General features: G+C 37.8%; 22 protein-coding genes, 1 tRNA gene and 2 pseudogenes. 13 read left to right on the top strand and 12 right to left on the bottom strand.

Annotated features, from left to right (window positions below; all coding sequences use genetic code 11):
• Positions 1 to 19: 19 nt before the first annotated feature.
• Positions 20 to 751, bottom strand: a complete 732-nt coding sequence (gloB, locus tag FTT74_RS00125; protein ID WP_167845939.1) for a hydroxyacylglutathione hydrolase — start codon at positions 749 to 751, stop codon at positions 20 to 22.
• Positions 752 to 959: 208 nt separating this feature from the next.
• A complete protein-coding gene (locus tag FTT74_RS00120) occupies positions 960 to 2195 on the bottom strand; it encodes a pyridoxal phosphate-dependent aminotransferase (protein ID WP_004971448.1) in 1236 nt (411 codons plus the stop codon).
• Between the two features lie 153 nt (positions 2196 to 2348).
• Here FTT74_RS00120 and msrB point away from each other — a divergent pair, with 153 nt between their 5' ends.
• On the top strand, positions 2349 to 2768 hold the full coding sequence (gene msrB / locus FTT74_RS00115) for a peptide-methionine (R)-S-oxide reductase MsrB (RefSeq protein WP_096902313.1): 420 nt from the start codon (positions 2349 to 2351) through the stop codon (positions 2766 to 2768).
• Positions 2765 to 3244, top strand: a complete 480-nt coding sequence (locus tag FTT74_RS00110) for a glutathione peroxidase (RefSeq protein WP_096902294.1) — start codon at positions 2765 to 2767, stop codon at positions 3242 to 3244. The genes msrB and FTT74_RS00110 overlap by 4 nt, the downstream gene beginning before the upstream one ends.
• Before the next feature lie 73 nt (positions 3245 to 3317).
• On the opposite strand, the gene dapC is transcribed toward FTT74_RS00110, so the two are convergent.
• The 5 genes from dapC to FTT74_RS00085 form a co-directional block, all read right to left on the bottom strand.
• Complete coding sequence (dapC, locus tag FTT74_RS00105) at positions 3318 to 4487, bottom strand: succinyldiaminopimelate transaminase (protein WP_096902293.1); 1170 nt, start codon at positions 4485 to 4487, stop codon at positions 3318 to 3320.
• Positions 4488 to 4507: 20 nt separating this feature from the next.
• Complete coding sequence (glnD, locus tag FTT74_RS00100) at positions 4508 to 7174, bottom strand: [protein-PII] uridylyltransferase (protein ID WP_004971443.1); 2667 nt, start codon at positions 7172 to 7174, stop codon at positions 4508 to 4510.
• 27 nt (positions 7175 to 7201) lie between these two features.
• The gene (gene purT / locus FTT74_RS00095; RefSeq protein ID WP_179988445.1) at positions 7202 to 8419 is read right to left on the bottom strand and encodes a formate-dependent phosphoribosylglycinamide formyltransferase; all 1218 of its coding nucleotides are present in this window, start codon (positions 8417 to 8419) and stop codon (positions 7202 to 7204) included.
• A gap of 181 nt (positions 8420 to 8600) precedes the next feature.
• Positions 8601 to 8948 (bottom strand): L-valine transporter subunit YgaH, encoded by a 348-nt coding sequence (ygaH, locus tag FTT74_RS00090; protein ID WP_179988446.1) that lies wholly within the window; start codon positions 8946 to 8948, stop codon positions 8601 to 8603.
• Positions 8945 to 9682, bottom strand: a complete 738-nt coding sequence (locus FTT74_RS00085; protein WP_171062558.1) for an AzlC family ABC transporter permease — start codon at positions 9680 to 9682, stop codon at positions 8945 to 8947. The genes ygaH and FTT74_RS00085 overlap by 4 nt, the downstream gene beginning before the upstream one ends.
• Positions 9683 to 9801: 119 nt before the next feature.
• Between FTT74_RS00085 and FTT74_RS00080 the strand changes: the two genes are divergently transcribed.
• Positions 9802 to 10293 carry a hypothetical protein gene (locus FTT74_RS00080; RefSeq protein WP_026438320.1) on the top strand — a complete coding sequence of 164 codons (492 nt, stop codon included), beginning with the start codon at positions 9802 to 9804 and terminating at the stop codon, positions 10291 to 10293.
• A gap of 127 nt (positions 10294 to 10420) precedes the next feature.
• Here FTT74_RS00080 and ychF read toward each other — a convergent pair whose 3' ends face one another.
• The gene (ychF, locus tag FTT74_RS00075) at positions 10421 to 11512 is read right to left on the bottom strand and encodes a redox-regulated ATPase YchF (protein WP_179988447.1); all 1092 of its coding nucleotides are present in this window, start codon (positions 11510 to 11512) and stop codon (positions 10421 to 10423) included.
• Positions 11513 to 11780: 268 nt separating this feature from the next.
• On the opposite strand from ychF, the gene FTT74_RS00070 reads away from it, so the two are divergent.
• The gene (locus FTT74_RS00070) at positions 11781 to 12545 is read left to right on the top strand and encodes a glutathione S-transferase family protein (RefSeq protein ID WP_096902290.1); all 765 of its coding nucleotides are present in this window, start codon (positions 11781 to 11783) and stop codon (positions 12543 to 12545) included.
• Between the two features lie 79 nt (positions 12546 to 12624).
• Here FTT74_RS00070 and FTT74_RS00065 read toward each other — a convergent pair whose 3' ends face one another.
• A complete protein-coding gene (locus FTT74_RS00065; RefSeq protein ID WP_218944555.1) occupies positions 12625 to 13629 on the bottom strand; it encodes a hypothetical protein in 1005 nt (334 codons plus the stop codon).
• 489 nt (positions 13630 to 14118) lie between these two features.
• Here FTT74_RS00065 and FTT74_RS00060 point away from each other — a divergent pair, with 489 nt between their 5' ends.
• Positions 14119 to 14589, top strand: coding sequence for an Lrp/AsnC family transcriptional regulator (locus FTT74_RS00060; protein WP_004971430.1), 471 nt, complete (start codon positions 14119 to 14121; stop codon positions 14587 to 14589).
• A gap of 85 nt (positions 14590 to 14674) precedes the next feature.
• Here FTT74_RS00060 and FTT74_RS00055 read toward each other — a convergent pair whose 3' ends face one another.
• Positions 14675 to 15424: a YebC/PmpR family DNA-binding transcriptional regulator gene (locus tag FTT74_RS00055; protein ID WP_096902288.1), complete on the bottom strand. Its 750-nt coding sequence runs from the start codon at positions 15422 to 15424 to the stop codon at positions 14675 to 14677.
• A 100-nt stretch (positions 15425 to 15524) separates the two neighbouring features.
• On the bottom strand, positions 15525 to 16103 hold the full coding sequence (locus FTT74_RS00050) for a 1-acyl-sn-glycerol-3-phosphate acyltransferase (protein WP_004971428.1): 579 nt from the start codon (positions 16101 to 16103) through the stop codon (positions 15525 to 15527).
• A 306-nt stretch (positions 16104 to 16409) separates the two neighbouring features.
• Between FTT74_RS00050 and FTT74_RS00045 the strand changes: the two genes are divergently transcribed.
• Positions 16410 to 16553 (top strand): hypothetical protein, encoded by a 144-nt coding sequence (locus FTT74_RS00045; RefSeq protein WP_154320842.1) that lies wholly within the window; start codon positions 16410 to 16412, stop codon positions 16551 to 16553.
• 138 nt (positions 16554 to 16691) lie between these two features.
• Positions 16692 to 16768, top strand: a tRNA-Ile gene (locus tag FTT74_RS00040).
• Between the two features lie 127 nt (positions 16769 to 16895).
• On the opposite strand, the pseudogene FTT74_RS00035 reads toward FTT74_RS00040, so the two are convergent.
• Positions 16896 to 17262: pseudogene (locus FTT74_RS00035) on the bottom strand (transposase domain-containing protein); the annotation flags it as partial.
• A 1193-nt stretch (positions 17263 to 18455) separates the two neighbouring features.
• On the opposite strand from FTT74_RS00035, the gene FTT74_RS00030 reads away from it, so the two are divergent.
• The 6 genes and pseudogenes from FTT74_RS00030 to FTT74_RS00005 all read left to right on the top strand — a co-directional run.
• Positions 18456 to 18662, top strand: a complete 207-nt coding sequence (locus tag FTT74_RS00030; RefSeq protein ID WP_005399592.1) for a helix-turn-helix domain-containing protein — start codon at positions 18456 to 18458, stop codon at positions 18660 to 18662.
• A gap of 217 nt (positions 18663 to 18879) precedes the next feature.
• Positions 18880 to 19419: a hypothetical protein gene (locus FTT74_RS00025; RefSeq protein WP_136144442.1), complete on the top strand. Its 540-nt coding sequence runs from the start codon at positions 18880 to 18882 to the stop codon at positions 19417 to 19419.
• Position 19420: 1 nt separating this feature from the next.
• Positions 19421 to 21724 carry a hypothetical protein gene (locus FTT74_RS00020; protein WP_179988448.1) on the top strand — a complete coding sequence of 768 codons (2304 nt, stop codon included), beginning with the start codon at positions 19421 to 19423 and terminating at the stop codon, positions 21722 to 21724.
• Positions 21721 to 25104, top strand: coding sequence for an integrase (locus FTT74_RS00015; protein WP_179988449.1), 3384 nt, complete (start codon positions 21721 to 21723; stop codon positions 25102 to 25104). Before FTT74_RS00020 ends, FTT74_RS00015 begins: the two co-directional genes overlap by 4 nt.
• A gap of 62 nt (positions 25105 to 25166) precedes the next feature.
• Entirely contained in the window at positions 25167 to 25466 is a 300-nt protein-coding gene (locus FTT74_RS00010) for a hypothetical protein (protein ID WP_179988450.1), read from the top strand.
• Between the two features lie 56 nt (positions 25467 to 25522).
• Positions 25523 to 25929, top strand: a pseudogene (locus FTT74_RS00005) (transposase); the annotation flags it as partial.

Genomic DNA, 25929 nt, shown 5'->3' with positions numbered 1-25929 from the left:
TTATGATCAAAGCATCAATTTAAAAGTTGTCTTTGAGTTCACGTAATTTCTGAAATTCTTCGACACTTTCGGCTCTTAAAAATGGATTGGTTTCCAGTTCTAGTTCGATGCTGCTTGGCAAAGTCGGTTGATTAAGCATGCGTAAACTTTCAATTAGTTGATAACGCTCTTGAATGGCAACATTGTCGGGTTCTACATGCAGTGCAAATTGTGCATTCGCCAATGTATATTCATGGGTGCAATATACTCGGGTACGCGGAGGCAGCGCTGCCAAGCGGTTTAAAGATTGATACATTTGCAAATATGTACCTTCAAAAACACGCCCACAGCCCATCGCAAATAAAGTGTCGCCACAGAACAATACATCCAACGCATCTATAAAATACACAATATGCCCCAAGGTATGTCCCGGAACGGCAATAACATCGACCTGTAAATCATGAAAATTGATATGATCTTGGTTTTGTAAAGGATGCGTGATAAACGGAATTTTGCTCAATTCTTCACGTGGCCCATAAACAGGTAAATTACGTTCTGCAATGAGTTCAGGCACACCGCCAATATGGTCTTGATGCCAATGCGTCAACCAAATTTGCGCGATCTCTAAACCATGATTTTGGCAAAAATCTTCAACAGGTTTGGCATCGGTTGGGTCGATCACCACCACTTGTTTGCTAGCACAATGTTCAAGCAACCAAATATAATTTTGTGATGGTTTTTGCGCATCAATAAGATGGACTTGGTAGTGCATGCTCAATTCCTGAAACTTAATCGCTTGTGGCTATTACAGCATGCTTTTGCGGGCGTGTAAAAGTGTATCCCTAAGTGTCTGAGTATCGCTTTGCTGTGTTACTGCTTGGTGATGAACAATAGGTGAAAGATAAAATAGAAATAAAAATCAAATCCATAAAAAATGCCGTGATCAACACGGCATTTTAAAACAGAGATTCGGTTTGATCTTAGCGGATTTTTGCCAAGAAACGGCCTAAACGTGTCATTGCTTCACGTAATTCATTTTCTGCAGGCAAGAACACGACACGGAAATGATCAGGCGTTGGCCAGTTAAAACCTGTACCTTGAACCAATAAAACTTTTTCTGCTTTGAGTAAATCGAGCATTAACTTTTCGTCATCTTCAATTGGATAGACGTTTGGATCAAGTTTCGGGAAGCAATACATTGCACCCTCAGGTTTGACACAAGACACGCCAGGAATGTCGTTCAGCATTTCCCATGCAATGTTACGTTGTTCGTATAAACGACCACCCGGACGAATCAAGTCATTGATAGACTGATAACCACCCAATGCTGTTTGAATCGCGTACTGCGCCTGATGGTTGGCACACAAGCGCATAGACGCCAACATGTCTAAACCTTCAATGTAGTCTGCAGCGCGTGATTTATCGCCTGTAATCGCCATCCAGCCTGAACGGAAGCCCGCAATGCGATACGATTTAGACAAGCCATTAAATGAGATACAGAGTTGATCACCCGCTAAAGCTGCAACCGCAACATGCTCAATGCCGTCATAAATAATTTTGTCGTAAATCTCATCGGCAAATAAAATTAAGTCATATTTTTTTGCCAATGCTACAATTTGTTCCAACACATGACGTGGATAAACCGCACCCGTTGGGTTATTCGGGTTAATAATGACAATACCGCGCGTATTTGGCGTGATTTTGCTTTCCATATCGGCAATGTCTGGATACCAAAAGTTTTCTTCATCACATTTGTAGTGAATAGCAGTACCGCCCGATAAATTCACTGCCGCAGTCCAAAGCGGGTAGTCAGGCATTGGTACCAGCATTTCATCGCCATCGTCCAACAAGCCTTGCATCGCCATAACAATCAGTTCAGACACGCCGTTGCCTATATACACATCATTGACATGCATATCGAAAATGCCTTTTTGCTGATAGTACTGACAAATCGCTTTACGCGCAGGGAAAATCCCTTTGGAGTCGGTATAACCAATCGCATTAGGCAAATTCAATGCGACATCATTAATAATTTCCTGTGGCGCTTCAAAACCGAATGGGGCAGGGTTGCCAATATTCAGTTTAATAATTTTATGACCGGCCTCTTCCATTTCATTGGCCGCTCGTAACACAGGTCCGCGAATGTCGTAGCATACATGCTCAAGTTTTGATGATTTTTTTATTTCGCGCGGAGTCGTGTTACCTAGTACGGACATAGTTCCATCCAATGATTAGAAGATAAATAAATTATAGATTACTGAAATATCACAATCTATGCTGAAATTTAGCTAGATATTTTGCAAGGTCTAGCGTAAAAATGGAAGTACTGAAGCATGACACTGAATGTCAAAGATTTAAAGGAGTTAGTGATGGGAAAACTCAATAAAACAGACCGAGAATGGCAAAGAGAGTTATCACCAGAGGAATTTCGGATTACACGTCAAAAAGGCACGGAGCCTGCTTTTACGGGGAGATATTGGAATACTAAACAAGAGGGGATTTATACCTGTCGTTGTTGCGGTACAGCGCTATTCTCATCTGAAACAAAATATGACAGCGGTAGCGGTTGGCCAAGTTTCTATCGTCCAATCCAGCCTGGGGTGATTGAAGAACATCAGGATGGTTCGCACGGCATGCAGCGTACTGAGATTGTTTGTCATCATTGTGACGCACATTTAGGGCATGTTTTTGATGATGGTCCACAGCCAACAGGATTGCGCTATTGTGTCAATTCGGCTTCTTTAGAACTCAAAACACAAGAAAAAAATGATGAGGGAAATTATCCATGACCAACATTTATCAGTTTGAAGCTGAGTTGTTAGATGGACAAAATAAAGCCTTTAGCGATTATGAAGGGAAGGTTTTGTTGATTGTAAATACAGCCAGCAAGTGTGGTTTTACGCCTCAATTTGCGGGTTTGGAAAAGTTATACCAACAATATAAAGACCAAGGTCTTGAAGTTTTGGGCTTTCCGTGCAATCAGTTTGGTGGGCAAGATCCAGGTTCCAATGAGCAAATTGGGAGCTTCTGCCAAAAAAACTATGGTGTCAGTTTTCCAATGTTTAGCAAAATTGATGTGAAAGGGCCTGAAGCACATGCGATTTTCCGTTACCTGACCAATAACAGTAAAGGTATTTTGGGCAACGGAATTAAATGGAATTTCACCAAGTTTTTAATTGGCAAAGATGGCAAGGTGTTGAACCGTTTTGCTCCGACCACAAAACCTGAAGATTTGCAGGCGGAAATTGAAAAGGCTTTACGATAAAGGCTTGCGCTTGTGCAAGTAAGATAATTAAGGCGATCAGATGATCGCCTTAAATTTAGTTGAAATCATTAACTTATAAAATCGCTTTAAGACGTTGAATTACTTGTTCACATTGTGCCAAATCTGCAACCAAAGCCAAGCGAACATGGTTTTCACCTGGGTTACCTTGTGCGGTTTCACGAGATAAATATCGCCCTGGTAGCACTTTAATATGGGTTTTTTCCATCAACATTTTGGCAAAGTTTTCATCATGATCGACTTTGAGCCAGTAATAAAAACCTGCATCTGGTTTTTTTAATGGCAGTAAATGCCCAAGTTCCATTTGAAATAATTCAAACTTGGCGCGATATTGTTGACGATTATCTTCAACGTGCTGTTCATCATCCCAAGCTGCAATAGATGCCAATTGATGTTGAACAGGCATTGCCGCACCATGATAGGTACGATATTGCAAATAAGGTTTTAATAAGTTGGCATCGCCCGCAACAAAGCCTGAACGCATGCCGGGTAAGTTTGAGCGTTTAGACAAAGAATGGAATACGATGCAGTTTTTGTAGTCATCGCGTCCAAGTTCGGCACAGACTTCCAGTAAACCTGTAGGAGCTTGGTCAAACCATAATTCCGAATAACATTCATCAGATGCAATGACAAAATTATATTGATCTGACAAAGCTATTAGCTTTTTAAATTGTTCTTTTGAAAGGACAGCACCCGTTGGATTTCCTGGTGTGCAGACAAATAATAAAGCGGTTTTTTCCCAGACTTCTGCAGGTACGGCATCAAAATCACCCAAGTAATTATTGTCTTCGGTGCAATTGATGAAATAAGGTTGGGCACCTGCCAATAAAGTTGCCCCTTCATAAATTTGATAAAACGGATTGGGCATCACTACATAGGGTGCATCTTCACGTCGAATCAATGCTTGTACGAAGGAAAAAATCGCTTCACGTGTACCTGAAACGGGGAGAACTTGAGTGTCTGGGTTAACTTGTTTTAAATGAAAGCGTTGTGTCAGCCAATGGGCAATGCTGTGACGTAATTCAGGCAGACCTTTGCTGTTCGGATAAGTCGATAAATGCTGAAAATTATCAATAATGGCTTGTTTGACAAATTCAGGTGCAGGATGTTTAGGTTCGCCAATAGACAGTGGAATTAACGGCAAATTTGCAGGTTGTACGTCCTGAAATAGTTTGTTTAGCTTTTCAAAAGGGTAAGGATGTAATAAGGACAAACTTGAGTTCATGGATGTTCCGTAAATTGAAGTTAATGTTGACCACAGACCTGATTAGAGGCCTCATCTAAAGCAGCTTTGAGCTGGATGGCAAAGGTATCTGCTTCAGACTTTGTCATTGGGTTGCCATCTTTTTTGGTGACGAAGAAAATATCTTCGGCACGTTCGCCCAGGGTGGCAATTTTGGCGGAGTGAATATCTAAGCCTTGCATCATAAACAAGCCGCCAATTTTGGCGAGTAACCCGGGATGATCTAGTGTGGCAATTTCGACCATGTTTTGATTCAGCGCTGCATTGAAAGTCACTTCTACTGTATTTTCAATGTCAAAATGACGTAATTGACGCGGAATGCGGCGTTGCATCAAACCCGGATATTTATCTGACTGGCTCAAGGCATTCACTAAAGCCTCAATCACCATTTCTTCACGTTCAGGGTCTGTTAAGAGTGTGCCAAAACGGTCTAAGACCACGTAAGTATCCAAACTAAAGGCTTTGGTCGCAGTAATAATTCGTGCATCCTGAACGTCAAGGTTCATGCGGTCTAAAATAGCGACAGTTGTGGCAAATAGGTTAGGTTGGTCTTGCGTGTAAATAAAGATTTGTACTGCGTCTTGTGCTGATTTTCGGTGCGCGCGCATGAGCACTAATGGTGCAGGATTATCGCCATGCTCCAAAATCGCGCGGGTATGCCATGCAATTTCATCGGCAGATTCTTTAATAAAGTATTCATCGCCCAGTTCTTGCCAGACTTTTTCAACAGCACTGAGTTCAAAATCTTTAACCAGTAACTCGCTTGCCGCAAATTTGGTGTCTTCAATCAGCATTTGATAATCGACGGGACGCCCAAGTCCTGAGCGAATGACATCACGCGCTTGCGTATAAAGTTGGCGCATTAAGGATGCACGCCATGAGTTCCAGAGTGTTGGATTAGTCGCATTAATATCAGCAACCGTTAAGGTATAGAGATAATCTAAATGCTCCATATCTCCCATTTTTTCAGCAAATTCCTTGACCACATCGGGGTCAGAAATATCTTTTTTCTGTGCTGTGACTGACATCAACAAGTGATTTTTGACTAACCATGCCACAAGGTTACATTCACGTTCAGTAAATCCGTGTTTACGGCAAAACTCAATCGCATCTACCGCACCAAGTTCACTGTGATCACCACGACGACCTTTAGCAATATCATGGAAAATCGCAGCCAAATAAATAATGTCACGACGGGCTAAACGCTGAAATACCGAACTGACCACAGGAAAATCTTTCGCGAATTCAGGTTCTTTGAAGCGGCTTAAATTGCGGAGTAATAGTAAAATGTGCGCATCGACTGTATAAATATGGAATAAGTCGTATTGCATTAAACCTGTAATTTGACCAAAAGCGGGGATGTAATTGCCCAATACACCTAAGCGTTTCATAGTCACCAAGGTATTATACAAGCGGTGCGGTGAGCGCAAAATTGCCATAAACAGCGCTTGATGCGTTGGATCATCACGGAAACTTTGGTCAATACGCTTGGCTGCAAGTGTCAGCAGGCGCAGTGTTCGTGCGCGAATTCCTTCAATTTCAGGACGATTGGCCAATAAATAGAAAATTTCTAAAATTGCGCTTGGTTTTTCTGAGAAAATTTTGTGGTGCTGCACGGCAAGTTTGCCATCGACCAGTTTAAAATTTTCATTAATTTCTTCAATGTTACGTTCATAATTAGGCAAACGCGGGGTAATGACCGACTCATTAAAATAGGCCAGCAACATTTCATTTAAAGTGGAAACTTGCTGTGCAGAGCGATAATAACGCTTCATAAATTGTTCAATCGGGTAATTTTGCGGTTTACCTTCTTCTCGAACATAGCCAAAAGTTGCTGCAATATCTCGTTGATAATCAAACAATAAACGGTTTTCATCACGTTTGGTTAAACGATGGAGATGATGACGGATTTCCCATAAAAAGCTTTCGGCTTCTTCGAGTACACCCAATTCAAATTCTGAAATAAAACCTAAATGCACCAAGTCGTAAATACGATTGACGCGAAAATGGCGTTTGGCAATCCAGCCAATTTGGTTGATGTCACGAATACCGCCTGGAGCATTTTTAATATCGGGTTCTAAATTACTTTCGGTGTCATTGTGCTGCGCGTAACGCTTGCTTTGCTCCTCCATTTTGGCATCAAAAAAGGTTTTATCTGTCCAAGTCTGCGAAACAATACGACGCGGCCATTTGGCAAGCTGCTGATTTCCTGTAATTAAACGCGCTTCAATCAAGGCAGTTGCAACAGTTAAATCACTGGTTGCCTGAATCACACAGTCCTGAATAGTCCGCACGCTGGTGGCAGGTTTGAAATTGCCAACATCCCATAAAGACGAAATAAAGGTCGAAATAAGTTGTTCTTGTTCTGATGTGATTGCATCTTCCGACAACACCATAATATCGACATCTGAATAGGGCAGCATTTCTTTACGCCCATAGCCGCCCACTGCAAATAGGCTCAAATCGGTTTTGTCTAATTCAGCATGTTGCCATAAGAAAGTGAGCGCTTCATCAATCAGGTTAGAACGCGCCAAAATCACTTCACGAATGGATTGTCCATTTTCAAAACATTGTTGTAGCTGATTTTCGACATCGGTGCGCCATTGGTTAATGGCCTGAATGTCATGGTTGCTTTTTACATAATTCAGCAAGGGTAATGTAATGATCATGGACAATTCCGTTATGCAATGACGAGCTTAATTTTGATTTTCGTTTAAATGAACACGAACAGTGTCCGCAGTCTGCTGAGCTAGCTCACGCGCTTGCTCTGTGGTTTCTGCTCGTGCAGTGGCAACGCCCATACGACGACGCTCAAAACCTTCAGGTTTGCCAAATAAACGTAAATCTGTATCGGGATGTGCTAATGCAAGATTCAGGCCAGAAAATGAAAGATTCGTTGCATCGACACCTGCATAAATCACCGCACTGGCTGCAACGCTATGGCGTGTGGTATTGACAGGTAAGCCTAAAATCGCGCGGGCATGTAATTCAAATTCACTTTGGAATTGTGAAGCCAATGTCACCAAACCTGTGTCGTGTGGACGTGGAGATACTTCACTGAACCAGACTTTATCGCCTTTCACAAACAGCTCTACACCAAAAATACCGCAACCACCTAAGGCAGTAGTCACTTTGTGTGCAATTCGTTTGGCTTCAGTCAAGGCAGCATCACTCATGGCTTGAGGTTGCCAGCTTTCTACATAGTCGCCTGCATCTTGACGGTGACCAATTGGGTCGCAATATGAAGTTTCGATCGCACCAGTTTCTGGGTTTTTAGCACGTACGGTTAATAAGGTAATTTCAAAATCGAAGTCAATTTGTGATTCAACAATCACAGTGCCTTGATTGACGCGTCCGCCAGTCTGGGCATATTCCCAAGCTGCATCAACTTCATCAAAGCAGGTGACACGCGATTGTCCCTTGCCTGAAGATGACATCACAGGCTTCACAAAGTTTGGATAACCAATGTCATCACATGCAGCGCGGAAAGATTCGAGAGAATTGGCAAAGCGATAAGCGGATGTCGGCAAACCTAATTCTTCTGCAGCCAAACGACGAATGCCTTCACGGTTCATGGTCAAATTTACCGCTTTGGCAGATGGAATCACTGTTGCAATATTTTGCGCTTCAATTTCAAGTAAAACTGATGTCGCAATGGCCTCAATTTCAGGCACAATTAAATTGGGTTGAATTTTTTCAATCAGTTGTTTTAATTCTGTGGCATCTGCCATGTTTAAAGTATAAGCATAATGTGCGACTTGCATGGCTGGCGCATGGTCGTAGCGATCGGCGGCATGTACTTCTACGCCTAAGCGTTGCAGTGAAATTACCACCTCTTTACCGAGTTCCCCTGAACCCAATAGCAAAACTTTAAAAGCAGAAGATTGAAGGGGAGTACCAATGGTCACGCTCATGTGAATCGTCCTTGCTAAAGTGGGCTTTTAGCATAGCAGAACTGTTCCATGAGTTAAGCCCTGTTTGCAACAAAATCATGATTTTGTCATCTACTTATATTGCATTCAGTGCTTTAAAGCAGTTAAGGCTGAATCCTGAAATAGATCATTTGGACGATTCAACCTCTAAATTTCAGCAACATTAGAACGAAAATGGCACATAAGTATAAATTAAACCATAGGTGATGGCTGCGATAAGCGTGGCAGGGACGATTTTCTTAAACTTAAAATACAAACCTGTCAGCACTAAAAAGCCAATCAACATCGCAAAACTTTTATTGGGTGTTTCAAGCAAAGGTGGCAAGGTTGCAACCACGAGCATAGAGCTAATTGCGGCTATACCAATGCTGCCCAAAGCGATTTTAAGCCATAAAGCACCACGTTGCTGTGAGCCTTGTTGAAACTTTTGAATCACAAAAAATGGCCCAAAACGTGAGGCGAAGTTTGCGATACCGACCATAATACCGACCAAAATAATTTCTAAACTCATGATTTTGCTCCTGTATGTTCAGGGTCGGGTTGTTTTAAAACATAGTGTTTAAATAATCCCGCCAAAATACCTGAAGAAATCCCAATAAAAATTGCAGCAGATAAGTCAATAAAATAACAAGCTACGGCAGATACTAGAATGGTGATTCCCACGACAAAGGTGTGTTTCTTTTCAAATGCTGCCAATAAGAAGCTAAGAAATAAAGCGGGCAATAAAAAGTCGAGCGCCGCTTGCAAAAACTGTGGCATTTTAGTGACTTGATCGGCAAATAATCCGCCTAACAAAGAGCCTAATGCCCAAGACAACCAACTAAATAAACTCAGTCCAAGCATCCATGATTCAGACCATTCCTGACGGCGCTGTGACAGTTTAATCATGCCTGAGGCAAAAACTTCATCGGTCAGACCCCATGACCAAATTGCAGTTTTTTTGAGGTTTAAACGATCTTGAATCAGGTTTTGTAAGGCTGGGCCGTAAAGTAAATGTCGAATATCCAAGGCGATTACCGTTAATGCGGTCATCCAGATTGAAGTTCCACTGCCCAATAAGGCAACGACTAAAAATTGACTCGCCCCTGCATACATCGAGCAAGATAAAAATAAGGCTTCCCATGCGCTAAAGCCGAATTGAGTTGCAGAAACACCAAAAGCAAAAGAAACAGGCAGATAGGTGAAAATAATCGCCTGACTATCTTTTGCACCTTGCCAAAAACTTGCTGCGGGCGCAGTTTGAATATTGTGTACGGACACGACACACCTTGTGGGAGAAAGTTGAACGATGGGTCAAATGAAGATTGTGTATTATACTTGAATTCATTAGCATGATGCCGAATTGTTTGTATGGGCGAACCGATATGTTGAAATTGAAAACACCTGTAATCCTGCTTGCTTCAATGTTATGCAGTAGCCTGTTATTGCAAGCGTGTAGCAATGACAACAACCCGCAAAAAACAGTAGAAATTAAGCCTGCGCCAAAACTCACCAATGATGCGACTGTGTATGCGCAAGCCGCGTGGGAATTAATGAATGAAGTTGAGCCGTACGTGTATCGTAAACAGCGTAACTTAATTGAAGATAAAGTCCGCAAACCTGCCCGTAAATTAAGTACCGACTGGCGTATTAATGTCAAAATGACCGACTCTGTAACGGAAGGGAAATATGCGCTGTGTCGTAAGGCTTTGACCAGTTTGGAAATTTGGGCACGTGCGACGATTGACAGTTCAAGCAGTCTTGCACAAAAACAAGCTGATTATGAACGGGATAAAAAACAATGTGCTGATGCTTTGGCGCATCCTGAATTGGGCAATACTGACCCGAAACAAAAGGGCAATGTGGTGCAGTCTTAATTGAGGTTGTTCTGCATTAATGTGATGCGGAATCGCCCATAAAAAAACCTCGATGTAAGCATCGAGGTTTTTTTATTGAATCAATGCTCGGCTGTAAGCATTGTTCTAAAACTAAACATAAAAACAATTAAACATTAAAACGGAAGTGTAAAACATCACCGTCTTGTACGATATAAGTTTTACCTTCCAAGCGCCATTTACCTGCTTCTTTTGCACCTGCTTCGCCGTTGTATTGTACGAAATCCTCATAAGCAATACATTCTGCGCGGATAAAGCCTTTTTCAAAGTCAGTGTGAATTACGCCTGCTGCTTGTGGTGCAGTTGCACCTACTTTCACTGTCCACGCGCGGACTTCTTGTACGCCTGCAGTAAAGTAAGTTTGCAGACCTAACAGCGCATAACCTGCACAAATCACTACGTTCAGCCCTGGTTCTTCCATACCAAGAGCTTCTAGGAATTCTGCACGGTCTTCATCTTCAAGTAATGAAATTTCGGCTTCAATTTGGTTGCATAAAGGCACCACAATCGCATTTTCTTCTGCAGCAAGTTTTTTGACTGCATCTAAGTGTGGGTTGTTTTCAAAGCCATCTTCTGCCACGTTCGCAATATACATGGTTGGTTTTAAGGTTAATAAACCAAAACCACGAACCAATTTGCGTTCATCGTCATCTAAATTGGCTGCACGTGCAGGCTTGCCATCATCCAGTAAAGGTTGGATTTTTTCTAAAACGGCTTTGGTCGCTACGGCTTCTTTATCGCCACCTTTGGCAGATTTTGCTAAGCGTGTAATGGCTTTACTTACCGTTTCTAAATCGGCCAAAGCAAGTTCGGTATTGATGGTTGCAATGTCATCTAATGGGTCAATTTTACCATTTACGTGAATGACGTTTTCATCTTCAAAGCAACGAACTACATGCGCAATCGCATCGGTTTCACGAATGTTGGCAAGGAATTGGTTACCTAAACCTTCACCTTTAGATGCACCTGCAACCAAACCTGCAATATCCACAAATTCCATCGTGGTTGGTAATACACGTTGCGGATTTACGATTTCCGCCAATTTGTCCAAACGTGAATCTGGCACAGGTACAATGCCTGTATTTGGCTCAATGGTACAGAACGGGAAGTTTTCCGCTGCAATTGCAGCTTTGGTTAAAGCATTAAAAAGCGTAGATTTACCAACGTTTGGCAGGCCCACAATACCACAATTAAAACCCATGAATAACTCACAACGTGTTATTTAAAAATTAGGCACGATTTTACATGAAAGGGCAGATAAAGTCAGGTCATCGGACAGATGTTTCTCCAATCTAGCGTGCTTGATGCTGTACGTTGAATTTCTTTTCGGAATTGATTTTGAATTGCTGACTGTTTCGCCTGAATTTTGAATAAAAAGTACATTGTAATTATAAGAGGCTATGACTAAAGTATGACAAGCACAGTATTGATACTGCTTTGGATATCAAAATTTTAAATATGGAGATTTTATGCGCATCTTATACCAGTTTCCTTTGTCTCATTTTTGTGAGAAAGCTCGCTGGTTATTGGATCATAAAGAGTTAGATTATGATGCGCAAAACTTAATTCCAGGCGTGCATCGCGCTTTTGCCCAATTAAAAACAGGGCAAAATAAATTACCTATTTTACGTGATCAAGACCGCTGGATAGCAGATTCGACTCAAATTGCTTTATATCTAGATGATATTTACCCCGAACATGCCTTGTTACGCAGTGATGCCGAACAATATAAACATGCGTTGGCCATAAATACTTTGGCTGATGAATTGGGGCAGCATGTGCGTCGATGGGGGTTGGCGCATGCATTATCTGAAAGTGAAGAACCTTTGGAAATTTTAATTGGCGAAAAAGGCTATTTGCGTCAATTTTCTAAATATTCCAAGCCAATTATTAAAGCCTTGGTGTCTAAGGGCTATCAGCTCGATCAAGATAAAGTTGCAGAATCCAAACAGCGGATGGATGAATTAATTGTCATTTTAAATCAGCATTTGATTGATAATTACGGGCGTTATTTTGTGGGTGAGCGTTTAGGTTTAGCCGATATTTCAGTGTGTTCGATGCTTGCACCTATTTTGGAAATTTCTGGAACGCCGTGGGAAAAAGAACATGATGAAGTGATTTCTGAAGAATTTAAAGATTATAAAAAATATTTGCTGGATTTACCTTTAGGGCAATATGTTTCTCGTATTTATCAAACTGAGCGTAATGCACGTGTAGATTGGCGCGGTATTTAAATGTTATCGCCTCAGATAAAATACGCGCAATCTGCGCGTATTTTTTGGATACTGATGTATAAAAACCTAAAACCAAGGATTAGAACAAAGAATTTAAGTTATTCAAATCAAAAGTCTGTACCAAATTTGGCAGGGTAGCTAAATCAAATTGAGTGTCTGATGTGCCACCAGTTAAATTGCCAAATGCATCGCCTAATGCAGGGACTAAGCTATCAATATTGATCTCTGAACTGGTTGTAGATGACGCACCTTGCAGTAAGTCGCTGATGTTAAAATCTGAACCAGAAATTAAGTTGTCAAAACCATCACTCAAGCCATCTAAGCTGAAACCACCAGTTGTATCTCCAGTCAGATTATTTAATAAACCACCTAGATCAAAGTCACTTGCAAGCTGACCTTCAGGATTAAGCAACGCAAGAATTGGTTCTAGAGCAGCGATATCTAGACCACCTAAATCACCACCGATGTTACCGCCAATTAAGCCGCTTGCCAGTTGCGCAATTTGTGCAATATCAAGATCGCCATTGCCTTGCATTAAACCGCCTACTAATTCAGCAATGACCGCGATATCCATACCGCCTAAACCGCCACCGATATTGCTGCCAATCAAGCCGCTTGCCAGTTGAGCAATTTGCGCAATATCAAGATCGCCATTGCCTTGGATTAAACCGCCTACAAGTTCAGCAATCACTGCGATATCTAGACCGCCTAAACCTCCACCGATGTTGCCACCAATCAAGCCACTAACCAGTTGAGCAATTTGAGCAATATCAAGATTACCCGTATTACCACCGATTAACCCACTCACTAATTGGGTGAGTTTCGTAATATCTAAATCACCTGCATTGCTGTCAATCATGCCGCTGAGTAAATTGGTGATGGAAGCAATATCGAAGCTACCGCCATTGGATTGTGTCAGTTTGCTAATTAAACTGGTGATATCTAAGTTGGTATTCGAGCTTGAAAATTGGCTGATTAGATTGGTTAGGCTAGAACTATCTAAGCTGCTGCCAGAGAGTAAACTTTTTAATAAAGAATCTAGGGTAGGTGTGGTCGAGGTCGAACTAGTCAGGCTGCCAAGCAAACCAGAAAAGGTATTGCTTAAAGAGCCACCACTTAAGAGTCCATCGAATAAAGAGCTGGTCTGAGTTTCTACGGTAAATACAGAGCTAATTTTATTTTCAGCAAGCTTAGAGATTTAAAAGCCATGACGATTCCTTGTATTTTTATTGGTTTTGTTGTGCTGCATTGTGCTTATTGTCGAGCGCATCTGTTTTAATACATTTCTATACACTTGTAAAAGATAGACGGTCGGGATTGTGAAAATTTATGAGTAGAATCGTTGTTTTGTTGAGTTTTTTAAATTTAAAAATTTGAAAATCAATAAATTAGAAAGCTGTTCCGTTTGTCTGTTAAGTTGCTCAAAACGATAAGCGGTGATCTGTTGAATCATAAACATTTTGCTTTAATAATGGAAAATAATTTTCGATAAAGATGCTTAGTCTGCAAAATAATTTAAGTATAATGGCATCATGAGTTTAAATTTTATCAGATTAGATTGAGTGCTTGAAAAATGGAATTAGATCGCTACGATAAGCATATTTTAGAAATTTTAAGCAATGAAGATGTCAATTTGAATGAACTTTCCGAGCGGGTTAATCTGTCGGTAAGTTCGGTGCATCGCCGTATTAAAAGTCTGATCGATCATAAAATTATTTCAGGTTTAAAGCGTGAAATTAATTATCAAAAACTGGGCTTTAGTTTGCATGTGTTGTTGCAGGTGTCTTTGAGCAAACACGATACCGATATTTTTGCTAAATTTTTGGATGAATTGGAAAGTATTCCTGAAGTGATACGTGCATTTTTGGTGACGGGACAGACTGCAGATTTTATTGTAGAGGTTGTGGCACGAGATATGGAAAATTACAGCGAAATTTTATTAAAACGGATTGGTAAAATTGAGCATGTGGCAGGTTTGCATTCTAGCTTTGTGATTAAAGAATATGATGTTTTAAACTGTCATGGTTTATTAAATAAAGTTTAATTTATTAGAATCTTAGAATTATTTTGACTGGATCTATAAAAAAACGCACGAGAACGTGCGTTTTTAGGAATTGCAGTTAGACCGATTATGCGTCTAATTGTGCTAAAACTTCATCAGAGAATTCAACGTTGGTATATACGTTTTGAACATCATCTAAATCTTCAAGCATATCAATCATTTTCATAATTTTTTTCGCTTGATCGATGTCTGTAATTTCTGCTTTGGTCGATGGGCTCATGACCACTTCAGCATTGTCAGATTTCAAACCTGCTGCTGTGAGCGCATCTTGAACTGTACCAAAAGCTTCTGGCGTGGTAATAACCAAAATGCCATCTTCAGACACTTCAATATCTTCTGCGCCAGCTTCTAAAGCCACTTCCATCACTTGATCTTCTAAAGATGAATCTTCAAATGAAATTTCACCACGTTTTGTGAACAGGAATGCTACAGAACCATTGGTACCTAAGTTACCGTCAGTTTTAGAGAAACAGTGACGTACATCTGGCACGGTACGGTTTAAGTTGTCTGTCATGGTTTCTACAATAACCGCAACACCACCTACACCATAACCTTCATAGGTTACTTCTTTAAGATCGTCGTTATCGTCACCGCCTGCACCACGCTGGATGGCACGGTTAATGACGTCACGTGTCATGTTAACTGAAAGTGCTTTTTCCACAACAGCACGTAAACGAGGGTTACTTGCCGCATCTGGACCGCCGAGCTTTGCAGCAGTTGTTAATTCACGAATAAATTTGGTAAACAACTTACCACGACTAGCATCTTGTTTGGCTTTGCGATGCTTAATGTTGGCCCACTTGGAATGACCCGCCATGCGAACTATGCTCCTTACAGATTGGCAGTATGCCTATCAAAATTGCGCCCATTCTAACATAAGCCCTTTTTTTAGATAAAGGGCAGAGTTTTAGGTTTTTTTAAGTGTTACTTTGAGTTGTTTTAGGCTCAGGAATGACAATATCTAAGCCCACATGTTCTTTATATAATTGTTGGATAAGTGCCATATCGTGATCTAAATCTGTCGGATAGATTTTGCCAAAAATCCCACCTTGTTTGGTTTGTGAGTTGGCATACATTAAAACGATAGGCACATTGGCTGCTTTGGCAATATGCCAAAAACCTGTACGAATTGGCTTGCGGGCTTCACCTGTTTTTGCGCGAGTTGCTTCGGGTGCGATGACCAAATTGAAATGTTCATTTTGATCAAAAAGTTCGACCATTTGCGACACAATATCTTTGTTAGATTTACGGTCTACTGGAATACCGCCGACTTTTTCTAAAATAGGTTTAAGTGGCCCTTTAAAAAGCTCTTTTTTGATTAAAGTATGAATTTTAATATCATAAATTTGGAACAGAGCAAGCGAGAGGATTGCATCCATCATTGAGGTGTGTTCAAAACCGACGATCACTTGTTTATTTTCGAGGATGTTGGGTTCTACCTGATATTGCCATCCTGCAAGTTTGAATGCGGACTCGCCTATAAATTTTTTCAACATAGATGTAACAGCTGATGAATCTGGAAATGCATAATTTCTGCTTGTTTTATATAAGAGTCAACAGAAAATTGTTTGAAATATAGCAATCTCAAGTGATGCAGTTGATATAGCGTTATATCTTTTATTGGTTTTAACTCTAAATACTTTGTTTTTAATATTAAAAATATATGAATTGAGAGAAATTAAGTCTTAAATTGAGCAAAAATGCACTATTCAAATGATTTGTAAATCATTAGACTTTGGTCGTAATTAGCTATGATTCTATTCATCATTTCACTATTCCACGCATCATGGAAGGATACTAAAGTGGCTTATTTGACGACTTTTCTTGTGGCATTGACTGTGTTGTTATTGGTCTTGGTATGGTCAATGTTTGAGTTGTTTTTAGAAGTGCGTAAAGAGAAGCGTTTAAAGTTGCATCGGGCAATGTTTCGGAAAGTGAAGGTGTAGTTTTTATATTTCAATAATAATCAAATTCGTCTGCTGACTATCTATACAGCAATTTCTGAAAATGGCTTGTGTTTTTAAAAAATCTTCGCTAGTATTCTTTGCGCTTGAACTTGTTGAAATATAACAAATTCAATTATAGGGCCTATAGCTCAGTCGGTTAGAGCAGCGGACTCATAATCCGTTGGTCGACAGTTCAAGTCTGTCTGGGCCCACCATATAAAACAACCACTTACGTGTACTAATCGTAAGTGGTTTTTTTGTTTTTAGATTCTGGTAAGCAAATGGTAAGCAGCTTAAATCAACATTATTCTGTAAGCATTCGCTAAACCCCATAGCTATTTTTTAATTTGAGTTGGGTTTCCATCGGTGTGGAAGTAATTCTTCAATCTGGGTCACTTTATGTATCGGCAACCTTTTCGGCACATCACTTAATTGGGCATGCGGATCCAGTCCATTCAGCTTTGCTGACTGAATCAGGTGTATGATATTAGCTGCTCGCTGACAACTGCTCATCGAGCCAGCAAATAACTAGTTATTACGTCCCAAGGCCCTGGAACACATCTGATTTTAGATCCCTTATGAAGCAATGCTTCTTATGTTGATTGGTAAGTTACCATCAACCAGATAGCGGCCAGAGTGCTTGCCAGTTTTTTAGGCTGTAGTTGATCCTCAGAGCGGTTAGGGAATCCGATAGCAGCGTCAGATGGTGTTAGTTGAGCCATTAATATAGTCTTGATTTGAGGTATTCATTAAAGCGTTCAACTTTGCCTTTGGTCTGTACATAGTAGGGCTTACATAGCGGGGGCAAAAACCATATTTTTTTTAACACAGTTGAGCTGTTAGAGTTCAAGTTTGGTGACTGATTATATTGTTGCAAGATATTCCCTTAAGATTCTGACCGTTTCTAGATATTCAAACTCTAAAACTTCTTGGTAGAACACAACGGCAGGAATCCATTCAGGATAAACAGCATTTATGCGTTCGAGCAAATAAAGTTTATATAAGTCAAGAATACATATTCTAGGTTATAAGCCGATACTGTAGTGTGAACTTGAGCTGTAAATATTTACGCATTGTATTTTTAGATACTACAAGTTTTTGATTTATTAAATTAAAATAATAAACCTTGTTTATACGGTGTGTGGACTGTTACTTCTTGCACTAAAAATAAAATTTTTGAGTATTTTAAAATGAAGTTATATTAACTATTGGGTTACTTTTAATACTGCTATAGGGATATTTTACACTGCTGATAAAATATAAAAATTAAACCCAATTGATATATTAACTTAACCTGTTATTGTGTTATTGTAATGAAGTAGGTCAACTGTATGATAAATTTTTAATTGTAATCTTATTCTTTAGTATATTGTGATTTTAAATAATGATGTTTAAGGAGTATAGTTAAATAATATATTTCAAAAAAATAATAAATATAATAGATATCTTGCGTTAGTCAAAATTTAATCAGTGGTAAGCTTTGATTTTTAAATAAATATCAAAGTCTAAAATAGTCAAAATAATACTTTCGCAAGAGGTCTAATTATTATGTTTAATGGTTTTTAATGAGGTTCTATTTGAACAGTAAAATTATAATTTTTATATTTTTTAATTAAGTAATAGAAAGTATATAAAGAATTTTGGTTTGTTAGACCGATTCTTCCGAACTGAGTGCTGTTGAAGATAATGAGATTGACAGTCCCTTGGAAGGTACTCATTTTACTTTTGTGGTTCCATATTTTCATCAAAAATATCTCATATAAATCAATGCCATGGTTTTTATTCTGGGTTTTTTTAAATCTTCTTTAGTATTATGAAATCATAAAAAAGTTTCAGATGTATATGAATTACTTAAAAAGTTTAGTTTTATATAAATATATTAATTCAGATACCTTAATCAACATGAAACATAAAGTTAAACAAATTACCGAAGATAGATTATTGCTATCTACTAGTGAAGCTGCTCGTTTATTAGGGTATGCAGAACAAACACTGCGTAAATGGGCATTGTACGAAAATGGGCCTATTAATCCTATTAGGCATGGACGTAGTCTTCGTTGGAGTAAGGCGGAAGTCTACAAATTTGCTTGTGTCAAAGAAGAAGCCTAGAAAAATCGAGACAGTTTTTCTTGTTATTAAGGCTTATTGCATTTGATATAAAAAAGACACGCAATAACAAGAAAAGCTAGCTCATCCAGAAAAAATTTATAATCGATTTTTTAAAAATATCATTAGCTTAAATTTGATTGAGATTTAGGTCCTAAGATTTCTCATGCTCAAAAAAAGCCTTTATGAAATTTTTAGAATGATGAATTTGGAGCTAATAATGTCCAAAAAACAAGCTAAACCAAAGAAGAGTTTTAAGCTATCGGACCGGCAACAAGCCAAATTAACTGAAAGTTCGCTAAGAAAATTCTCCGACATAATCGACCAGACAATAAAGCTTACTAATGTTGAGGTAGGTGATCAAAAAAATGCAAAAGATCGACTGAAAAAGTCAATGATTACTCGCGTTAAGAAAGACTATTTGAGTCTTACACAACATACGTATCTTTTATCTATTGAAGCTAAAAGTAATGAAGATTGGTTTAAGAATCAAGCTAACTATATTTTTTGGTTAGAGCTATTTACTTATCTTCAAAGTCACAAAATAAAATGTGAATATAGAATTAACTTCTATAAGGAACTTTTTGATTATTTAACTAAATTAGAAGATGAAAATTTATTTTATTTAATTAATAAGGAAATCTTGAAGAGGAATAAATATCATGTTCCTAGTAAAATTTATAAAACAGATTTTATAAATTATTTTAAATTACCTAGAAATATTTTTGAAAAATCGAAAGTTGATATTGTGGAGTGCTGAAATGAATAATAAATTAGATTTAGAAGTTTTTAAATCAAGGTGTGCTTGTTTAACTGAAATTTTATCTTCATATAGAGAAGGTTTGCTTCTATTAGAATCATGTGATTTAAAAGATTTTCATAATACTTATATGACTGATGAATTTATGAGGGAATTAAAAGTTTTATGTGAAGGTATATATTCATATTTAAACATAAATAAATCTAAAACCCAGTATAAAAGTATTTTAGGGTCATCAAGTATCTGCATTTTATATAAAAATGTTGAAGATTTGGATGTTGTAAATAAAGAAAAACAGATTTCGATTAACCAAAATATTTTAAAAATTTTTAATGTTGTAAATTTTTTAATTGGGTTGATGTCCAATATGGAGAACTCTCAAGCTAAAATTGAAAGGCTAAACTATAATTTCTATCTAATTTTAAAAATGATGGAAAAAAGTTTTAAAGGTTTTCTTTCTGAAGTTTTACCTATAATTTCTCAATATTTTAATCATCTTATTGAGTTCGATCATACGGCTAAGACCATTAAAGAATTCAATACTTATGCAAAAGCCCAAAATGTACATGTCACAGAATTCTGTAAGCGCTTTGATGCTAATGTTTCAGAAAATATAATCAAATCTCTAACAAGGTATTTAGACGAGTACAGAATCGCAGTTGAGGATATCTGTTATCGCCACAACGTAAGAATTAAAAGGACGGATGAGATTGAAAATATAGAGGATTTGGACGTTGATCCGCAGACATATCATAATCCACCTTTGGTCACCGAGAGTCAGTCTGATTACTCAGATGACAAAGATAACATTGATGATGAAGTCGATGAAGATAAGACTTCTAAGCAGTATGATTATAATCTAAATGAAGATACGCGTAGACTAGCACCATTTGTCTCAAATCAAAGATTGAATCGTCATATAGATAGAACTCAGCAACCAACGGTGAGTAATATTTACTATTTGGACATACCCTTATTAAAAATTGTAAACCAGGTTTTACTTGACCAACTTCATGAAAACAAAGATATCATGGAATCTGCAAAAGCAGCTTGTTGCTTGATGTCAATCTTTACCGGGCAGAGTGCCGTTATATTTCAAGATATCGACCAGTTGCTAAAAACTAAGCAATTAAAACGTAGCCCCAATCGTGCCTATTATTTGTGGATCGTTGATGCAAATGTAAATAAAAATTTGAAAGGTCAAATTGCTAAAAAAGACAATAAATATAACGAGCATACAACTTGGGCATTTCAAATTCCTGCTATGTGGATTGATAGAATTAGAAAGGCTAACCTTTCCAATCTAACGAATACAGATTTCGAAAAGTCTTTATCAGAATGGTTTTATCATCGTCGTATAGGCCCGATATCAGTTACTTCAATTGCTTTACAACTTTCCTTTCATTTGAACCGTATATGTAAAGATGATCTTACGAAAAATTTCTTAATCGGTAGACAGGTTTCACATCAACCTGATCTAGCGTATGGGGGATTTTCTTATAAACAGTTAAATGAGGTATATGAGCAGTATATATATCTATGGTTTCAAAATAAAAACGAGGTAAATGTTTTAGATCGTCCGCAATTTATTCAAGTAGAAGAGCAAGCCCGCGTAGGAAGTCAGCGTGTATGGTCATTTGATAATGCGAAAAAATTCTTAAATACATTAAACTTGAAAGTTGTCCAAGTTTTAAAAGAAGAACAAGACATTGCTGAAAAATTTAATGCTTTCAGTGTTTGGATTTGGTTTTGTTGTTTATTGTCTTCAGGTGCACGTCCTGCTATAGGTGCATCTAGTATCAGAGAAAATTTTGATTTTATTACTAATATTGCATATATCCATGATAAGAGCAGTAGATCTCGTCCACATGGTCGTTATTCACCTCTGATCGAATTCGTTGTTAATGAGTTACAGCATTATGATGAATTTATCAAAAACATTAATGCCTTAGAGCTAGCTAATACAGCAGATCATATCTATTACCTTTCTTATTGGAAGAAAGGTTCAGAATTCATGAGCTTCACATTGGAGCCACTTACACAAAAGCATATAGCATCTTATTTATCAGAAAACTTTCCTGAAATGGATGAGTTATATCCCAATTGGACGCGCCATTTTGTAAGGAATTTTCTGGAATTGCCTGATGCGATTTTTAAGAGTTGGTATGCGCACGATCAACAAAATGAGATCGGATTTTCAAAATATTCATCTTTACAGCCCTACACCTACATGATTGAAATTCAAGATGCAGTAAATCAGCTGTTTAAAAGACTGGGATTAAAATCAGTGGTGAGCCAATCATGAAAGATGAAGAGTTACAAAAAATTCGAACTAAGCTAGAGTCTTCGACGAATCTTTTATTTGAAAAAATCTCAGAATTTCTTATCCATGAGATCACGGAATCTTGTGAAAAAAAGAAACTTGATGATCTTATTCAAAACGAAATGTATTCGAATCGAGCTAAAGTAGAGAAATACTTTCGCAATAGGAAAATCTCAAAAAAAGATTTGGAAGAATTAAGGGGATTTTGGTCTGAATTATGTGTGAAAAAAAAGCAAGAAATAGAGTCACAATTACCGTGGTTAAAGGATCAATATGAAATTAAGCTTATTCAAAGAGCATATTCAGCTCCAAATATTAAAGATATTGAATCAACGCAAATGAAGTTGCTTAGAGGGCAAAGGTTACATGAGTTTAAGCTCAAGTTGCATTTCTTTTGGGAGACTGAATTACCGAAAAGGCTTAAAACTGATGTTTTTAATGCTGATTTTACGGATGAGCAAAAGGAATTACTTCTTCGACAATTTTTAATGGCACTAATTATTGATTGTGGGTGTAGTCATAAAAAAGACTTAATGGCGATTTTAAGATCACTCAGAGCATATTTTTCAAATGATCAGTTAAAACCATCAGAATTGTCGAGTGGACTTGTATCCCTATATTGTCAAGGTTCATCAAAAACGGGTTATTTATATAATTATCCAGTAGAAAATGAGAAATATGCGAATTTAGTATATCTCGATAATTCATTCCAAATTAAACAAATTTATCTTACATCAATTAGTTTGTTAATGATGGTGAGACTCATCAATATAATTGAGTTTGAAACTCAAAGTGAAAGGCGTCAGGGAGAAAAAAGGCTCGTTCAGCTTATAGAGTCTATCGATGCTCAAAATGATGAAGGCTTTGATCAATATATTGATTTGGCTATATTGGATGTCGATAAAAATAGTGTTTTACGTGATTATTTTGCAAAGGAAAAATATCAATTATTTGAGCATGTCGATTACGTGCAGTATTTTAGTCAAAAGAATACGCTTGATGGTTTCACAACAGCATTATCTAAGGGGGCGTTAGACAGCGCTGCACTATCATTGTCAACCTTAAAAATGCTTGAGACACTTGATGCATTTAAAGACAATAAATCTTTAAAAAAGAAATTGATTACTTCCGAAAATGCATTTGATGATCCGAACGGGAGTTTTCGAAAGCCTAAGTCTGAAAATATACAAAAACTGAGCACAGAATATCATTGTGCCGCAGAAATTAAAAAAGGATTGATAGGGCAATTTCAAGGTAGAAAAAAACCCGAGACCATTAAACAATTGTCAGAAGATATTCAGTCACTTAAAGAAAGTTATAGTAATCAGACATATAAAATAGCTAAAGATATTGCGCTAGTGAGTGTTCAGATTGCGTTGATGACATGGTATCGGGATTACCTCGTGAGCGGTCAATCTTCAAATGTTTCTAGAGCAAAAGACGGAATTGCGCTGAGTTCCTTGGATACTTATAAATCCTCATTCGCTGAAGACCTTTTTATGTATGTTGTTACTCATGACCTTGATCTTCTGAAGATGGATGAAGAACAATTTGAGGGAGCATATGAGTATATTTTAAGTGAAAAATTTATTGTTGATAAGCAACGACAAAATAAAGCATCTAAAAATAATGTTAGGGAGGTGAAATATAATAGCTATGGTAAAGCTGTAAAAAATTTAAAAAAATTTCATAAAAGTTTAATGCATAATTTTGATGCTCCTCGAGTAAATTATTTAGACCAGTTAAAATCTGATGATCTTCAGATGTGTAGATCATCATATATAACCCCAGTGATGTGGGCGCATTTTAATAATTTGATTGGTCGCCAAGTTGAACTGAGTAAAGAACAAAAAAGTATATTCAAAATAATTTGTATGCTTGCTTACCGCACAGGTTTAAGGATTGGTGAGATTCTTGGATTACGGTTAAGAGATTTAGTCATGATTGAGCTAGATCCTAAAACAATTGGCAATGAGGAATATTATTATTTAACAGCAAGCAATCCTCAATTTATCAAAATCTTAATTCATAATAATTATCATCGTCAGGTTAAAACGACGAATGCAAAACGAGGAATTTGTCTTGATGAGTTGCTGACTGAATGTGAATTGAATGAATTTATTGGCCTAATCAAAAAGCATCTTAATGTAAAAGTTGGTCAAAAATGGTTAGGGGGAGAAGACTGTTTTATCTTCCAAGATGAATTTGGTCAAATTTTTTCATCTCGTTTTATTAGTGCTAAGACAAAGGAAATTTTTGATACTTTATTCAATAACGAACCACACGATTATTCCTTTCATAGCTTTAGGCATACTGCGACAAACAATTTAGCTTTAATTTTGAAAGGCAGTGAAACATTAATTAAAAGTTGGATCGGCTATTCACCCGATCATATTGCCAAAATTAAAAATTATTTATTGGGTAATACGGACAGTATTGCTGGACGTCAGGATGTTTGGAAGATTTTGGCACATTTTATTGGCCATTCATCTATTGAGATGACAGCCAACTATTACCTGCATTTTGGTTCAATGTTAGTCGGGGATGCATTATGTCCAGATGAAAGTAAAATATCAGCAAATATTGTAAGAGCTTTACTCTCTTGTAGAGTATTCAAGAAACAATTGAATACGTCTCAAATGAAAGAAAAGCTTGAATTAAAAGAAATCTTAGAGAAGATAGCTCCCAATTCAAAGATTATTCAAGACGCAATATTTCCTGATCGGTGGCATACTCAGATATTAAAATGTGAAGATGTAGAGCAAACTGATAATGTAACCGAAAGGCTCAAACTGAAATCAGAATTGAATGATATTATAGATGTAATTTCAGGAAAAAATGAAAATCTGAAGTTGAAAGAAATTGGGAGAGACTTGGCCTCAAACCTGTATAAAAATAGACACCATCAACAAAAAAACGATATTTCTAAAAGTAATCCTTTAGACATGCTGTTAAAGCATATCAATAGAAATAAGTCTGGAAATGTATTTAGCGAAGCTGATTTTGAAATTTTCACAGCTGTGCTGGATAGTAACTTTACGTTAGATTATTTTGAGCGCCGTATTCGTCTTATAGATGCTCGTATGGAGGTGTATATCCAAAGCGAAGTAGAGTATCAGGAGTTTGATAAATTTTGTCGTGAGTTAAAATTTATATACAAGCAGTTTAAAGAAAAAATTAAAATATCAAAACTGTCATGGAAGGAAATTAAAGCTGAACTTGAAGCGGCTAAAAGTAAGAAAGGGGTAAGCATAGTAATTAGTAATTACAACTATAAATATAATACCTGCCAAAAAATCTTTAGTGATTTATTTTTAGCAGTCATCTATCGCCGTTGGAGTTTAGCCCAGATTAATGATTAATTACTGCGTTAAATAATTTAACAAGTTTAAGAATGTGATTTCAAAAAATGGAGACGGACTACATGAAGGATACCCATATAGATGTAGATCATTGTATTCAAGAAGCTTTACAAGGAAATATCGTTTATTTATACGATAATTTATATTTAGTAAGTGCTGAAACAGCCTTACAGCAAGTCCTTATACCTGAGCATGTTTGCTGTACAGCACCATATTGGGTCATTGGATATAAGTTGCCTAAACCGATTCAAAACCAACAGGAATTAGAGTCATTATTTACATGGCATAACTTTTTTACAGAATTTGCTAGCAATGCTGATGAATTTAAAGAGTTTAACCCTAGGGGCGGTAATCCCCCCTAAAAATAAAAGGATCTAAAAGTAGAATTTTCTCTTAAGATACGAGCAGGAGATTCTGCATGAAAACATCTAAATTTACTGACAGTCAGATCATGTCCATCTTGAAACAGGCAGAATCTGGCACACCTGTAGCGACCCTTTGCCGTGAACACGGCATGAGTAATGCTACCTTTTATAAATGGCGTGCCAAATATGGTGGTATGGATACATCATTAATGGCTCGACTGAAAGAGCTAGAAGCCGAAAATACCAGACTTAAAAAGATGTATGCGGAAGAGCGATTAAAGGCCGAAATCACCCAGGAAGCGATGGCAAAAAAGTGGTAAAGCCATCTTGCCGGCGTAAGATGGCACAACAGGCAGTTGCCCAGCATGCCATTAGTATTCGTTTGGCTTGTAAAGCATTTGGCATTAGTGAAACCTGCTACCGCTATCAAGCCAAACTCAGCGATGACAATGCACTCATT

This window comes from Acinetobacter sp. YH01007 (genome assembly GCF_013420425.1).
Lineage (GTDB): Bacteria > Pseudomonadota > Gammaproteobacteria > Pseudomonadales > Moraxellaceae > Acinetobacter > Acinetobacter towneri.
Note: the sequence above shows the minus strand (reverse complement) of the source record. Positions and strands in the feature narration are given on the sequence as shown.